Raw genomic sequence first — 16,095 nt, forward strand, 5'->3', positions numbered from 1 at the left:
TTCAGTGCTCGGGCCGACACTCAGCCACCGAGGTTGCGGCCACGGCCGCCGTTGATTTCCCGCAGTTGGGCTTGCAGGTGCAGGCACCAGATTTGTGGGTCATCGGCCAGCTCGTAGCCATGCAGGGTCAGGCTTTCAACAATCGTGTCGAGAATTGATTCAGCCACGAAAGGGCCATGAAACGGGCCTTGCGCCTTAATGGCGGAAGGTTGTTCGCCAGCCATTCCGGCGGCAAAAAGCAAGGTCCACATGCCCGTATCCCCCGCCAATGGGCGGATGGCGCACTCGATACGGGTCACAAGGCCCAAACATTGACGGGTGAGGCAGAGGTTGCGCGACATGGCGGCGACCCTCAGTAGATCCGGTATTCAGCCCCCACAGGAAGGCTGTCTCGATCCAGTGATTACTGTCGATATCCTTGAGCTGAGAATAGAAGAAAAGTCTGACTAGCACGTCAAGTGAGACCAGAAGGCGCCGAATGGTCATTGTGCGAACATTGACGCCAGACTGATGACACTGATCGTTCCCCACGCTCTGCGTGGGAATGCAGCCGGGACGCTCCGCGTCCCTGAAAGCGTGACGCAGAGCGTCACCGGAGGCATTCCCACGCAGAGCGTGGGAACGATCATCACAGTCAGGCCGGTTTGGCCTCGACCAGTGCTTCCAGCGCCGCTTCTTTCTCGGCTTCCTTGAGGTCTTCCTCGCTGATCATTTCCGCGATCACGCGCAAGCGTTCCACCACCCGCGCATTGACGCTGCCTTCAGGGAACTGGCCATCGGCATCCGGCGCACCGGCCGGCTCGCCGACCAACAGGCTCAACGCCTCGTCGGCCTGGCGCACGGCGTAGACATGGAACTGCCCCGCACGCACTGCCGACAACACCTTCTCGTCGAGCATCAGCGTGGCCACGTTGGCCTGCGGGATGATCGCCCCCTGCTCGCCGGTCAGCCCGCGGGCCTCGCAGAGTCGGAAGAAGCCTTCGATCTTCTCGTTGACCCCGCCCACCGCCTGCACTTCACCGAACTGGTTGATCGAGCCGGTGATCGCAAAGCACTGCTTGAGTGGCGTTTTCGACAGCGCCGAGATCAGCGTACACGCCTCGCCCAGCGACGCACTGTCACCATCGACGTAACCGTAGGATTGCTCCAGCGCGATACTCGCGGAAATCGCCAGCGGGAATTCCTGGGCGTAACGGCTGCCCAGATACCCGGTGAGAATCATCACGCCTTTGGAGTGAATCGGCTGGCCGAGGTTGACCTCGCGCTCGATGTCGACGATGCCGCTACCACCCGGGTAAACCGTGGCGGAAATCCGCGCCGGCACACCGAACGCCGAGTCGCCGACTTCCAGCACGGTCAGCCCGTTGCACTTGCCGACGGCGGCGCCGTCCGTATCGATCAGGATGATCCCGGCCAGCATGTCATCGAGAATCCGCGCCGAGACGCGCCCGGTGCGGGTGGCCTTGGCCTTGAGCGCCCGTTCGATATGCCCGGCATCGGTCATCTCGTCGCCCGCCAGGTGACGGATGAAGTCCGCCTCGCTGACCAGTTGGAACAGATCACCGATACGCGCCGACAAACGCCCCTGGTGTTCGGCCAGGCGCGCGCTGTACGTCGCCAGGCGCGCCACGGCATCGGCCGTCAACGGAGCCATGCCTTCTTCCGAGGTGCGGGTTTTGAGCAACTGGGCGAACTGCTCCAGGCTTTCGTCGACCATCGGGATGTCTTCGTCGAAGTCCACCAGGACGCGGAACATCTCCTGGAAGTCCGGATCGAGGTCTTGCAGCGTGTAATACAGCTGACGCGCGCCAATGATGACGACTTTGACCTGCAACGGAATGTGTTGCGGCGTCAGGGTCACCGTGGCCAGACGGCCCAGTTCACCCAGCGGCGACTCCATTTTCAGTTTGCGCGATTGCAGGGCGCGCTTGAGCGCATCCCACACGAACGGCTCGCTGAGCATTTTTTCCGCTTCAAGGATCAGGAATCCGCCGTTTGCGCGGTGCAAGGCACCGGGACGCAGCTGCCGATACGTGGTGTAGAGCGCGCCCTGATCGGTGCTGTATTCAATGCGGCCAAACAGGTTTTCATAAGTCGGGTGCGGCTCGAAGACCACCGGCGCACCGCCGCTGGACGAATGCCCCACCACCAGACTCGGGGCATATTGCTCTTCCAGTAGCTTGCGGGCGATGGCGTCTGTCTTGCTGTCGTCCACCAGTTGCTCGACCACGGTCTTGAGCAGATAGACCTGCATGGCTTGCAGGTAACCGCACACGGCTGCGTTCTCTGCGTATTTCTCCGACAACGGCGACAGCAACGGCTGCAAGGCCAGGGTGATGGTTTCTTCGTTGAGGTGGCGCAGTTGATTGCTCGACTCGCGCTTCCATTGCGGCAGGCTGGCGAGCTCCTCGTTCAGTCGCTCCTCAAGACCGGAAATATCGTCGTGGAAACGCTCACGATCGGCTTCCGGCAGCTGGGCGAATTCCGCTTCGTCCAGGGCCTTGCCTTCGCTCATCGGCGTGAAGGCAATGTTGCTGGCGTCGCGATACAGCGCGACTTCCTTCTCCAGCGCCAGGCGCTCGATCACATCCAGCGCCTTGTCGTAGCGCTGGTTGAAGGCGCGGTCAATGGCGCTTTTCTTTTGCTGGTAGGACGGGTGTTCGAAGACGGCCGGAAAGGTCGCCAGCAGGTTGTCGATCAAACCGTTGATGTCAGCGATGAAGGCGCCGGCGGTGCCCGATGGCAACTCCAGTGCGCGAGGCTCGCGAGGTTCATCGTAATTATTGACGTAGACCCAGTCCGCCGGGGTTTGCAGGCGTTTGCCTTCGGCTTTCAGGTAGCGTTTAACGAACGAAAACCGGCCGGTGCCGGGCTCACCCATGACAAATACGTTGTAACCGGGGCGCGGCATGGCCACGCCGAACTGCAATGCTTCGACCGCGCGTTCCTGGCCAAGCACACCGCGGAAAGGCTCCAGATCATTGGTGGTAGAGAAGCTGAACTGTTCAGCGGAAAACGGACGGGTCAGCGCTTCAGGCGCTAGACGCAAGCTGGCAGCAACAGGATCAGGCATCGGGCTTCCTTACATCAGGCGGGGCAGATAGCGGCATTCTGGCGCTGCCCATACCTCACTTGCAAGGCGCGCCTCCAGCCAAAGCATAGACAAACCGTCATCGCCAGGCAGGCCGGGGGCAAATCAATGATTTCAACGAATGTTTTGCAAAAAATCACGGAACCACGGGAACGTGCCTAAACTCCAAACTGCGCGGCTGGATTAATAACTGGCCCACTGGCGCCGGATTGGGCCAGACCCCTTGTCCATTGGTATGCACATAAAGAGAACATAGCTATGAAACGGATTCTTCTCGGTACTCTCTTCACCGCTGTATCCATCAACGCCATGGCGCAAGCGCCAGGCGGCCCGGATTGCGGTTGGGGCAACATGCTGTTCGAAGGTCAGCGTGGCACCCCGGCTCACTTCCTGGCATCCACCACCAACGGCACTTCCGGCAACGCGACCTTCGGTATGACCTCCGGTACCAACGGTTGCTCGACTAATGCGTCGCTGACCTATGGCGGCAAATCCTGGATTGCCATGAATGGCATGATGAACGAGCTGTCCGAAGACATGGCCAAAGGTAACGGCGAAGCGCTGACGACCTACGCTGTGGTACTGGGCGTGGCGCCGGAAGACCGTGCGCACTTCGCTGCCGTGACTCACGAGCACTTCCAGCAGATCTTCAGCAAGGCTGACGTGACCGCTGACGACGTGCATACCAACACCCTGGCCGTTCTGAAGAGCGATCCGCGTCTGGCCAAGTACGCTACTCAAGCTTAAGCTCGACCCGCCCGCTCCTTTTCGGGGGAGCGGGTTTTGTTTTTTTGGACCTGGCCCTTTTTGACCTGCCCTCTTTGGGTCTTTGTTTTTTTTCGACTTAAGTTGCCCACTATGCTCAAACGCCTTGCCTGGCTGGCGCTCTGTGTCTGCGCCCCGCTGTCCGCCGCGCCACATGTCGACAATCAACGTTTGCAGCAACTGGCCAACGACCCCTTCTGGATTTCCCTGGGCCACTACGAAACCGCCAAGTTGGGCGGCTGGCGCAGCTATGTCAGCGACAGGAAGTTCTTTCTCACACCCGATGGCAACGAACACCCCGACCGCGAACTGGCGGCCACCGTGCAGGCGCTGTACGCCCCGGCCAGTGCCGGCGAAAAGCATGCGCAATGCGTCTATCCGGCCCGTACCCGCTGGCTGAGAGCGCAACTCAACCTGACAGATTTGCCGACGCTCGATTGCACGGAGTTCAAGCAATGGTTCAAGGATGTCTCGCCCCATAGCGCGGTGATGATTTTCCCGGCGGCTTATCTGAACAGTCCGTCATCGATGTTCGGCCATACCTTGCTGCGCATCGACCAGGCCAATGTGCAGAGCGATCAAACCGCCCTGCTCAGTTATGCGATCAACTTCGGCGCCTACATCGAAGGCTCGGACAACAGCATCCTCTACGCCTGGAAAGGCTTGATGGGTGGCTATCCGGGTCTGTTTGCGCTGGTGCCGTACCAGGAAAAACTCTCTGAATACCGCAGCCTCGAGAACCGGGACCTGTGGGAGTACCGGCTGAACCTGACGCAGGCAGAAACCGAGCGCATGGTCGAACACGTCTGGGAGTTGAAGCAGATCCAGTTCGACTATTTCTTTTTCGACGAAAACTGCTCCTATCGCTTGCTTGAGCTGCTGCAAGTGGCGCGGCCTGGCCTGCGCCTGACCGAACAGTTCCCGCTGACCGCGATTCCCACCGACACCGTCAAAGCGGTGAAAGAAGCCGGGCTGGTGGAATCGATTCAGTATCGCCCGTCCCGTGAACGTGAACTGCTGAGCCGCGCCGAGCCGTTGACCCGCGACGAGCAGGACTGGGTACTGAAAGTCAGCGCCGACCAGAAGCAATTGCAGACACCTGCATTCAAGGCCCAGCCCCGCGAGCGCCAGGCGCTGATCATCGATGCGGCCTATCGACTGGAGCGTTACCGGGCCAATGGCCAGGAACGCGATCCGGAGCAGGCGCAACGAAGTTTCGAACTGCTGCGGGCGATCAACCAGAACCCCCCGCCTGAGCTGGACATTGCGCGACCCGGCTTGCCAGAGGACGGTCACGAATCCCGCACTTGGCAGGCCGGTATCGGCACCCGCGGCGACAAGGCGTTCGGCGAATATGGCCTGCGCATGGCTTATCACGATCTCAACGATAACGCCGAGAGCTTCCCGCTCGGTGCGCAGATCGAAATCCTGCAGATGAAACTGCGCCAGTACGAAGGCAATCACTGGCAGTTCCAGCAACTGGACCTGGCGACTATCCGCTCCCTGACGCCGCGCAATGAGCTGTTGCAGCCGCTTTCGTGGCAAGTCACGGGCGGTCTGGAGCGCGTGCCGGGCAAGCATGACGACGAAACGTTGGTCAGCCACGTCAACGGTGGTGGTGGCGGCACCTGGCAACTGGGCGAAGACATGCTCGGCTTTGCGCTGGGCACCGTGCGCGTCGAGCACAACAACGACTTCGCGGGCTTTATCGCACCGGCGGCAGGTTTCAACAGTGGCCTGCTGTGGAAAAATCCGCTGGGCAACTTCAGTCTGGAAACCAAGGGCGATTTCTTCACCAATGGCGAAGTGCGCCGCAGTGTGAGCCTGAACCAGCAATGGGAAGTGTCGCGCAACCTGGGGCTGCGCCTGAGCGCCCAGCGCGAATTCAGCCACCTCGCCTCGCCCGAGAACGAAGTGATGCTTGAGGTGAAGTGGTATCACTACTGATCCGAATCCACCGCAAAACCAATGTGGGAGCGAGCCTGCTCGCGATGGCGGTGCGTCAGTAGACATCATTGCTGACTGACATACCGCCATCGCGAGCAGGCTCGCTCCCACAGGGGATTTGTGGTGGCCAACAGATTGATCACACGCCTTTCACATCCCCCTCACGATTCCACTCCTAGACTTCACCCGTAGGCCGTTCAACGGCCGGGAGTACGAAATGTGGCGTTGCGCAGGTGTGCTGGGGTTGTTGATGTTGATCGCGGGTTGCCAGTCAACCCACGAAGATTTGATCGCCAAAGGTTATCCACCGGCGTTCGCCGATGGTTTCGATGACGGTTGCAGCAGTGGCCGGCAAGCCGCCGGGGCAATTACCGGGGAGTTTCGCAAGAACGTCCCGCGTTATCTCAAGGACAAGCAGTACGCCGAGGGCTGGAGCGACGGGTTTCGTCAGTGCCAGGCCATGCGCGAAAATGAAGATCGTGAAGACTATCGCAGCCACCATTGGGACGACCGGGACAAAGCCTGGCAGCAACAGAAGGACCAGGACGCCGCCCGTGCCTATCGCTCGCAATGAGTCGCTGACAGACATCCGTCGAAACTAAAAGCCTGTAACCATGGCCCAAACCCTATAACGGGAGAAAACCATGAGTCGCGCTTTCGTCAATGAAGATAACGCCGCCGCGCAAGCCGATCAGCCAGTCGAACGGCAGGTCAGCGCGCAGCCCAATTACGTCACGCCCGCCGGGCGCGCGCAGCTTCAGGCGAAAGTCGCCGAGGTGCAAAACCTGCTCAATGAACAGAGTTCGAAGGGTGAACTGGCGGACAAACAGCGCCAGGCCGACCTTGAGCGTGACTGGCGGTACTTCAATCAACGCCTGCAAAGCGCTCAGTTGGTCGTGCCGGCCTCCTCAACCAACAAAGTGCAGATGGGCGCCTGGGTGACCTTTGCCGATGAACAGGGCAACGAACAACGCGTGCAGTTGGTGGGCGAGGATCAGGCGGAGGCTGCGAGCGGGCTGATTAACTGGGGTTCGCCACTGGGGCGGGCGTTGCTGGGCGCGCAGGTCGGGGATGAAGTGGTGTGGAAACGGCCGGTGGGGGATTTGGTGATTGAGGTTCTGCATATAGAGATTGGGTGATCTTTAGGCCGCCATCGCTAGCAGGCTAGCTCCCACACTGGATTTGTGTCGATCGCATACGCCTGTGGGAGCTAGCCTGCTAGCGATGGCCGCACCACGGTGTAACGGAAGCCCATAAAAAAACGGAGCCCCGAAGGCTCCGTTTTTCATGCACCCAACCCGATATCAGGCCAGTTTCTTGTGCCGTACACGATGCGGCTGGGTAGCCGCTTCGCCGAGACGCTTTCGGCGATCGGCTTCGTACTCGGTGTAGTTGCCTTCGAAGAACACCGCTTGCGAGTCGTCTTCGTACGCCAGGATGTGGGTCGCGACGCGGTCAAGGAACCACCGATCGTGAGAGATCACAATGGCGGCGCCCGGGAAGTCCAGCAGGGCTTCTTCCAGGGAACGCAGGGTTTCAACGTCGAGGTCGTTGGACGGTTCGTCGAGCAGCAAGACGTTGCCGCCCTCTTTCAGGGTCAGGGCCAGGTGCAAGCGACCGCGCTCACCACCGGACAGGTCCTTGACGAACTTCTGCTGATCGCCGCCCTTGAAGTTGAAGCGACCAACGTACGTACGCGACGGAATCTCGTAGTTGCCGATGCGGATCTGATCAGAACCGTCGGAGATTTGCTGGAACACAGTCTTGCTGCCATCCAGGTCTTCGCGGCTCTGGTCGACGCAGGCCAGTTGCACGGTTTCGCCGACTTCGATGCTGCCCGAATCCGGTGTTTCCTTGCCCATCAGCATGCGGAACAGAGTCGATTTACCGGCGCCGTTACCGCCGATCACGCCAACGATGGCGCCTTTAGGCATGGAGAACGACAGGTTGTCGATCAACACGCGATCGCCATAGCCTTTGGAGACGTTCTTGAACTCGATGACCTTGTCACCCAGGCGCGGACCGGCCGGGATGTAGATCTCGTTGGTTTCGCTGCGCTTCTGGAATTCCTGCGATTGCATTTCTTCGAAGCGTTGCAGACGAGCCTTGGATTTGGACTGGCGGGCCTTGGCGCCTTTGCGCACCCACTCCAGTTCTTCCTTCATGGCTTTTTCGTGAGCCGACTGCGACTTGGATTCAGCCGCCAGACGATCGGACTTGGCTTCAAGCCAACCCGAATAGTTGCCCTCGTACGGGATACCGGCGCCGCGGTCGAGCTCGAGGATCCAGCCGGCAACGTTGTCCAGGAAGTAACGGTCGTGCGTGATCGCTACCACGGTACCCGGGAAATCGTGCAGAAAGTGCTCCAGCCAGGCGACGGAATCGGCGTCCAGGTGGTTGGTCGGTTCGTCGAGCAGCAGCATGTCGGGGGCGGACAGCAGCAGGCGGCACAGGGCCACACGACGCTTTTCACCACCGGACAGGAATTCGACCTTGGCATCCCAGGCCGGCAGACGCAGCGCATCGGCGGCGACTTCCAGTTGGCGATCCAGGTTGTGACCATCGCTGGCTTGCAGGATGGCTTCGAGCTTGGCCTGTTCGGCGGCCAGTTTGTCGAAGTCGGCATCTTCCTCAGCATAAGCCGCGTAGACCTCGTCCAGGCGCGCCTGGGCGTTTTTGATCACGCTGACCGCTTCCTCGACCACTTCACGCACGGTCTTGGTCGGGTCCAGGATTGGTTCCTGTGGCAGGTAGCCGATGTTCAGCTCCGGCATCGGACGGGCTTCGCCCTCGAACTCGGTGTCGACGCCCGCCATGATTTTCAGCAGCGTGGACTTACCCGAACCGTTGAGGCCGAGCACGCCGATCTTGGCGCCGGGGAAGAACGACAGAGAAATGTTTTTCAGGATTTCCCGCTTCGGCGGAACAACTTTGCCCAGCCGATGCATGGTGAATACGTATTGAGCCATGGAGAACCTTGGGTCAGTGACAGATGATTTGGAGCGCAGGCGGTGCCCGGCCAGGCCTTGCACGCTGCCAGCGATTGATCGTTATCAATACGTGCGCGTGAGAAAAGCCTGAGTCTAGGAGCTGGAACGCTCCCGCGTAACCGGCAAAGCTACCTGAATGACAGATGGCAGTCCAGCCGCGAAGGGCTGGCACTTCGCCACAACTCAAGGCATGCTAGCCGCCCTTCGGGCGTCCGGCTTATAGTGCACGTCGCGCCAGTCCAGCCAAACCGCAGGATTACAGTTTGTCTAATGTCTCTCCGCCTTCGTCCGTGAGCGCACCCAATGCTGCGACTGGCTCGCCCCTGCGCGGATCCTTGAAGGGTGCGTTGGCGATGCTCGTGCTGTTGCTGCTCGCGCTGCTGTTCTGGCAGTTGCTGGATCAGCTTCGCGAAACCCAGAAACACCAGCGCCAATACACCATCGACTACACCGCCGACCTGGCCGCGCAAGTCAGCCTGAACATGGCGCTCAACGCCCAGATCGCCCTCAACCTGCTACCAATCGTCGAACAACCGCAAACTGCCGACGAACAGCAGGCGTTGCTGCGCAAGTTGCAACAGTCGCTGCCTGAACTGCGCAGCCTGGCGTTGCTCAGTCCTTCCGGCAAAGTCCTCAGCGACAGCGCCGCCGACAGCCAGGACGCCGACTACCTCAGCGATCTGGTCCGGCGCAGCCGCGCCCAGGTCCACTATTTCAGCAATGCCGATGACGGCTCAGTGGTGCACCTGCTTTTGCATCAAGCCAGCGGCAGCAGCCGTGGTTACTGGGCCTTGCGCCTGACGCCGACCTTTTTCTCGTCACTGACCAAGCAAAACGAAGCCGGCATTCGTCCGCTGTGGCTGGTGGAAAACCGGGTCAATCACCAGATCATCAGCCGCGATGAAGCGTCGCCTTCGGTCAAACCGAGCGCGCTGTCCCCGGACGATATGGCCAACAGCGTGCTGACGGTGCCCCTGAGCAGCAGTGATTGGCAGCTGCGTGGGCTGTTCGATCGCCAGCAAGTGCTCGAACAACTGTTGCCGGCGTTCATCGGCAAATGCCTGTTGGGCCTGGCCTTCTCCCTGCTGCCGTTCATCGCGCTGCTGAATATTCGCCGCCGTCAACGCCAACTGCATGAAGGCCGCCGGCGCTATCACGATATTTTCGAAGGCACCGGCGTTGCCCTTTGCGTCCTTGACGTCTCGGGGCTAAAGGCTTTCTTCGACAAGGCCCACCTGCACAACAGCGAGCAACTCAAGGCCTGGCTCGAAACACCGGAGCAGCGCCGCCAGCTGCTTTCGGAACTGCGTATCACCGAGGTCAACCTGGTCGCCCTGCAACTGCTTAACGTCAATTCATGCGATCAGGCCTGGAAACTGTTGATTGAAGGCTCCCCGCTGGACGGCACCGCCATTGGCCACCAAGTGCTCGAAACCGTGCTCAACCAGCAGAAACAGCTTGAGCTGGAAATCCAGCTTAAAGATGCCAATGGCCGTGACCAGCACCTGTGGCTGGTGCTGCGACTGCCGGAAGATCACGCCGACTATAAGGCGGTGATCCTGAGCATCACCGACATCACCAGCCGCAAGCTGATCGAGCTGTCGCTGCTGGAACGTGAAGGCTTCTGGTCCGATGTGGTGCGCACTGTGCCGGATCACCTGTACGTGCAAGACGTGATCAGCCAGCGGATGATTTTCAGCAACCACCACTTGGGCCAGACCCTCGGTTACAACCGCACCGAGCTGCACCAGATGGGCGAGTACTTCTGGGAAATCCTCCTGCACCCCGAAGATGCCGATTACTACCACCGCTCGCGCCAGACCCAGCGCCACGCCGGTTACACCCAGTTGCTGCAATGCCAGCTGCGGTTCCGTCATCGCGACGGCAAGTGGCGGCGTTTCGAGATTCGCGAACAGGCTTTGGCGCGGGACAAACACGATCAGGTCACGCGGATCATCGGCGTGGCCAAGGACATCACCGATCAGATCGAAGCCAGTGAATCCCTGCGTGACAGCGAGCAGCGCTACCGGATGCTTGCCGAAAGCATCAGCGACGTGATTTTCTCCACCGACAGCAAAATGAAGCTCAACTACGTCAGCCCGTCGGTGCATGCCGTACTGGGCTACGACGCCGAGTGGATCTTCCAGAACGGCTGGCAATCGACCATCGCCAACCCGCAACAACTGACCGGCATTTACGGCCTGATGGACCGGGTCAGCAAAGCGCTGGATAAACCCGAGCAACTGGCGCTGTTGCGCAGTCAGGTGCAGACCCAGCTGTTCCTGTTTGATTGCCTGCGGGCCGATGGGCGCAAGATCCCGATCGAACTGCGGTTGGTGCTGGTCTGGGACGAACACGGCGCCTTCGAAGGCGTGCTGGGCGTCGGTCGCGACATAAGCCAGCAACGCCGGGCCGAGAAAGACCTGCGCATGGCCGCCACGGTATTCGAGCATTCGACCTCGGCGATCCTGATCACCGACCCGGCCGGCTACATCGTCCAGGCCAACGAAGCGTTCAGTCGCGTCAGCGGTTATGCCGTGGAGCAGGTGCTGGACCAGCTGCCGAACATGCTGACCGTCGACGAGCAGCAGGAAGCCCACCTGCGTTATGTGCTCAAGCAACTGCATCAGAACAGCACCTGGGAAGGCGAAGTCTGGCTCAAGCGGCGCAACGGCGAGCATTACCCGGCCTGGGTCGGCATCACGGCGGTGCTCGACGATGAAGGTGATCTGGCCAGTTACGTGTGCTTCTTCAGCGACATCAGCGAGCGCAAGGCCAGCGAGCAGCGGATTCACCGCCTCGCCTACTACGACGCCCTGACCCACCTGCCCAACCGCACGCTGTTCCAGGACCGTCTGCACACCGCGCTGCAATCAGCCGAGCGGCAGAAGTCCTGGGTGGTGCTGATGTTTCTCGACCTCGACCGTTTCAAGCCGATCAACGATTCCCTCGGCCACGCCGCCGGCGACCGCATGCTCAAGGAAATGGCCACGCGCCTGCTCGGTTGCGTCGACGATGACGACACCGTGGCGCGCATGGGTGGCGATGAATTCACCTTGCTCCTGCAACCGCGGGTCAACCGTGAAGTGGCCTTGAACCGGGCGATTCATGTGGCCGAGCAAATCCTCGCCAGCCTGGTGAAACCGTTCGTGCTGGAAGGCCGCGAATTCTTCGTCACCGCCAGTATCGGTATCGCTTTGAGCCCGCAGGATGGCAACGAGCTCAGCCAGCTGATGAAGAACGCCGACACCGCGATGTACCACGCCAAGGAGCGCGGCAAGAACAACTTCCAGTTCTATCAGGCGGACATGAACGCCAGCGCCCTGGAGCGCCTGGAACTGGAAAGCGACTTGCGGCATGCCCTGGAACAAGACGAATTCGTTCTGTACTACCAGCCGCAGTTCAGCGGCGATGGTAAACGCCTGACCGGTGCCGAAGCACTGCTGCGCTGGCGTCATCCACGTCGCGGCCTGGTGCCGCCGGGGGATTTCATTCCGGTGCTCGAAGAGCTCGGGCTGGTGGTGGATGTCGGCGACTGGGTGATCAGCGAAGCCTGCCGTCAGCTCAAGACCTGGCACCAGGCCAAGGTGCGCGTACCGAAGGTGTCGGTGAACATCTCGGCCCGGCAGTTCTCCGACGGCCAGCTCGGCACGCGGATCGCCACCATTCTCAAGGAAACCGGCCTGCCGCCGGCGTGCCTGGAGCTGGAACTGACCGAAAGTATCCTGATGCGCGAAGTCAGCGAAGCGATGCAGATCCTCGCCGGGTTGAAAAACCTCGGCCTGAGCATTGCGGTCGATGACTTCGGCACCGGTTATTCATCGCTCAACTACCTCAAGCAATTCCCCATCGACGTGCTGAAAATCGACCGCACCTTTGTTGATGGCCTGCCGTCGGGAGAACAGGATGCGCAGATTGCCCGGGCGATCATCGCCATGGCCCACAGCCTCAATCTGGCTGTGATTGCCGAGGGAGTGGAAACCCATGAGCAACTCGACTTCCTGCGTGAGCATGGGTGCGATGAGGTTCAGGGGTATCTGTTCGGGCGGCCGATGCCGGCGAGCCGGTTTGAAGCGCAGTTCAGCAATGATGCGCTCTTCATGTTCGACTGAAATTTTGTGGAGAGGCCATCGCCAGCAGGCTGGCTCCCACAAGAATTTATGTCGGTCAGGGAATTTGCAGCTATCGCGATTACTGTGGGAGCCAGCCTGCTGGCGATTGGGCCGGCACAATCACCGCTGATCCCAGCATGAACGCCACTTGTCTGCGACATGATGTCCTTTCATATGCCATCTAAAACCCATTGGGTTAGAATGCCCCCCTTTTCTGCCCCCGATCCTTGAGGACCGCCATGTTCAGCCGTGATTTGACTATTGCCAAGTACGACGCCGATCTTTTTGCCGCCATGGAGCAAGAAGCTCAGCGCCAGGAAGAACACATCGAGCTGATCGCTTCGGAAAACTACACCAGCCCAGCGGTGATGGAAGCTCAAGGCTCGGTACTGACCAACAAGTACGCCGAAGGCTACCCGGGCAAGCGCTACTACGGTGGTTGCGAGTTCGTCGACGTGGTTGAGCAGCTGGCCATCGACCGCGCCAAGGAACTGTTCGGCGCCGATTACGCCAACGTTCAGCCGCACGCCGGTTCCCAAGCCAACAGCGCCGTTTACCTGGCTCTGCTGCAAGCGGGCGACACCATCCTGGGCATGAGCCTGGCCCATGGCGGTCACCTGACCCACGGCGCCAGCGTTTCCTCCTCCGGCAAGCTGTACAACGCCGTTCAGTACGGCATCGACACCAATGGCCTGATCGACTACGACGAAGTCGAGCGCCTGGCCGTTGAACACAAGCCGAAAATGATCGTGGCCGGTTTCTCTGCCTACTCGCAGATCCTCGACTTCCCGCGCTTCCGCGAAATAGCTGACAAAGTCGGCGCCTACCTGTTCGTTGACATGGCCCACGTGGCCGGTCTGGTCGCCGCTGGCGTCTACCCGAACCCGGTTCCATTCGCTGACGTCGTGACCACCACCACGCACAAGACCCTGCGCGGTCCACGTGGCGGCCTGATCCTGGCTCGCGCCAACGCCGACATCGAGAAGAAGCTGAACTCCGCCGTATTCCCGGGCGCCCAGGGTGGCCCGCTGGAGCACGTTATCGCCGCCAAAGCGATCTGCTTCAAGGAAGCGCTGCAGCCTGAGTTCAAGACTTACCAGCAACAAGTAGTGAAGAACGCCAAGGCCATGGCCGGCGTGTTCATCGAGCGCGGTTTCGACGTGGTATCGGGCGGTACTGAAAACCACCTGTTCCTGCTGTCGCTGATCAAGCAGGAAATCTCCGGTAAAGACGCCGACGCTGCTCTGGGCAAAGCGTTCATCACCGTGAACAAGAACTCCGTGCCAAACGATCCACGCTCCCCGTTCGTCACCTCCGGCCTGCGCTTCGGTACTCCGGCTGTGACCACTCGCGGCTTCAAGGAAGCAGAGTGCAAAGAGCTGGCCGGCTGGATCTGCGACATCCTGGCGGACCTGAACAACGAAGCGGTGATCGATGCCGTTCGTGAGAAGGTCAAGGCCATCTGCAAGAAGCTGCCGGTGTACGGCGCTTAATTGCACCGCTGAACCGCAGCACTGAAAAACCGGCCACGTGATGGCCGGTTTTTTTTCGTCCTGGATTTGTAGGAGCCGGCTTGCTGGCGATACGTCCTTGAACCTTGCAATGATCTTTTGGCCGCCATCGCCAGCAAGCCGGCTCCTACAGGACCAGCACCACTGGTCAGACCGGTCATGCCAATTACACAATTTCCACTTGCGATCACCCAAAAACAACGCCTAGACTGCGCCTGCACTGGACATACCGGTAAGACCACAATAATTAAGTCCTGAATCTGATGCGCCTAGCGTCGGCAGCCAGGACACCGACCAGGATTCCTCCCATGCTCAGATGGTGCTCGCGTTCAATCTTCCTCCAAGTGGTTCTCGGACTGGTGCTCGGCATCGTCTGCGGGCTGACCCTTCCTGAATACTCTGCCCAGCTCAAACCGCTCGGCGACGGCTTCATCAAACTGATCAAGATGCTCATCGGCCTGATCGTGTTCTGCGTCGTGGTCAGCGGTATCAGCGGTGCCGGCGACTTGAAGAAGGTCGGCCGCATCGGCCTGAAGTCGGTGATCTACTTTGAGATCCTGACCACCATCGCCCTGGTGATTGGTCTGGTGTTCGCTTTCACCACCGGGATCGGCAGCGGCGCGAACATTCATCTGGATCAGCTTTCCGCTGCCGACATGGGCGACATTGCCCAGCGCGGCCAGCACATGCAAACCACCTCCCAGTTCCTGATGAACCTGATCCCGACCTCGGTGATCGGCGCCTTCGCGGAGAACAACATTCTGCAAGTGCTGCTGTTTTCGGTGCTGTTCGGCAGTGCGCTGAACCTGGTGGGTGAAGCGGCTTCAGGGATTTCCCGGCTGATCAATGAGCTGAGCCACGTGATCTTCCGCATCATGGGCATGATCGTGCGCCTGGCGCCGATCGGCGTGTTCGGCGCCATCGCTTTTACCACCAGCAAATATGGCCTGGATTCGCTGCAGCACCTGGGCAGCCTGGTCGGCCTGTTTTACCTGACCTGTGTGGCGTTTGTGACCTTGATTCTCGGCCTGGTGATGCGTCTTTCGGGCCTGAAGATGTGGCCACTGCTCAAGTACCTGCGCGAAGAACTGCTGATCGTCATGGGCACCGCTTCTTCCGACGCCGTGCTGCCACAAATCATGCGCAAGCTTGAGCATCTGGGCATCGGCAGTTCGACAGTCGGATTGGTGATTCCTACGGGTTATTCGTTCAACCTCGACGGTTTTTCGATCTACCTGACCCTCGCCATCGTCTTCATTGCCAATGCCACCGGCACGCCGCTGGCCATGACTGATCTGCTGACGATTCTGTTGGTATCGTTGATCACCTCCAAAGGTGCCCACGGGATTCCCGGTTCGGCGCTGGTGATTCTGGCGGCAACACTCACGGCGATCCCGGCGATTCCGGTGGTGGGCCTGGTGCTGGTGCTGGCGGTGGACTGGTTCATGGGCATCGGCCGGGCGCTGACCAACCTGATCGGCAACTGCGTCGCTACCGTGGCCATCGCCCGTTGGGAGAAGGACATCGATATTCAACGGGCGAACAAAGTGCTTTCCGGCCAGGTGGGTTATACCTTCCAGCCAAGAAAACCCGTCGCCCCGGCACATCAGCAGGAATTTTGAATAATCGCCGTGCCTGCCTGCGGGCAGGCACGGTCATCAACCGTTTTGGATGCTCAT

General features: G+C 60.1%; 9 protein-coding genes and 1 pseudogene. 7 read left to right on the forward strand and 3 right to left on the reverse strand.

The window, feature by feature from the left end:
- Position 1: 1 nt before the first annotated feature.
- Positions 2–341 (reverse strand): annotated as a pseudogene (locus tag ACA070_RS26640) (PA4575 family protein).
- 293 nt (positions 342–634) lie between these two features.
- Positions 635–3,073: a Lon protease family protein gene (locus tag ACA070_RS26645; RefSeq protein WP_497448966.1), complete on the reverse strand. Its 2,439-nt coding sequence runs from the start codon at positions 3,071–3,073 to the stop codon at positions 635–637.
- A gap of 276 nt (positions 3,074–3,349) precedes the next feature.
- On the opposite strand from ACA070_RS26645, the gene ACA070_RS26650 reads away from it, so the two are divergent.
- The 4 genes from ACA070_RS26650 to ACA070_RS26665 all read left to right on the forward strand — a co-directional run bounded on the left by ACA070_RS26650 (position 3,350) and on the right by ACA070_RS26665 (position 6,942).
- The gene (locus ACA070_RS26650) at positions 3,350–3,838 is read left to right on the forward strand and encodes a DUF3015 domain-containing protein (RefSeq protein WP_461955788.1); all 489 of its coding nucleotides are present in this window, start codon (positions 3,350–3,352) and stop codon (positions 3,836–3,838) included.
- Positions 3,839–3,949: 111 nt separating this feature from the next.
- Entirely contained in the window at positions 3,950–5,803 is a 1,854-nt protein-coding gene (locus tag ACA070_RS26655) for an Lnb N-terminal periplasmic domain-containing protein (protein ID WP_497448967.1), read from the forward strand.
- Between the two features lie 217 nt (positions 5,804–6,020).
- Entirely contained in the window at positions 6,021–6,377 is a 357-nt protein-coding gene (locus ACA070_RS26660; RefSeq protein WP_497448968.1) for a hypothetical protein, read from the forward strand.
- 70 nt (positions 6,378–6,447) lie between these two features.
- Complete coding sequence (locus ACA070_RS26665) at positions 6,448–6,942, forward strand: GreA/GreB family elongation factor (protein WP_497448969.1); 495 nt, start codon at positions 6,448–6,450, stop codon at positions 6,940–6,942.
- Between the two features lie 165 nt (positions 6,943–7,107).
- Here the strand turns inward: ACA070_RS26665 and ettA are convergent, their stop codons facing one another.
- The gene (gene ettA / locus ACA070_RS26670; RefSeq protein ID WP_461955792.1) at positions 7,108–8,772 is read right to left on the reverse strand and encodes an energy-dependent translational throttle protein EttA; all 1,665 of its coding nucleotides are present in this window, start codon (positions 8,770–8,772) and stop codon (positions 7,108–7,110) included.
- Positions 8,773–9,056: 284 nt separating this feature from the next.
- Between ettA and ACA070_RS26675 the strand changes: the two genes are divergently transcribed.
- From ACA070_RS26675 to ACA070_RS26685, 3 genes are all read left to right on the forward strand, one after another.
- On the forward strand, positions 9,057–12,905 hold the full coding sequence (locus tag ACA070_RS26675) for a bifunctional diguanylate cyclase/phosphodiesterase (protein ID WP_497448970.1): 3,849 nt from the start codon (positions 9,057–9,059) through the stop codon (positions 12,903–12,905).
- Positions 12,906–13,144: 239 nt separating this feature from the next.
- Positions 13,145–14,398 (forward strand): serine hydroxymethyltransferase, encoded by a 1,254-nt coding sequence (gene glyA, locus ACA070_RS26680; protein ID WP_497448971.1) that lies wholly within the window; start codon positions 13,145–13,147, stop codon positions 14,396–14,398.
- A gap of 326 nt (positions 14,399–14,724) precedes the next feature.
- Positions 14,725–16,038, forward strand: coding sequence for a C4-dicarboxylate transporter DctA (locus ACA070_RS26685; RefSeq protein WP_010467502.1), 1,314 nt, complete (start codon positions 14,725–14,727; stop codon positions 16,036–16,038).
- Positions 16,039–16,095 lie beyond the last annotated feature (57 nt).

This window comes from Pseudomonas sp. LBUM1678, assembly GCF_059695575.1.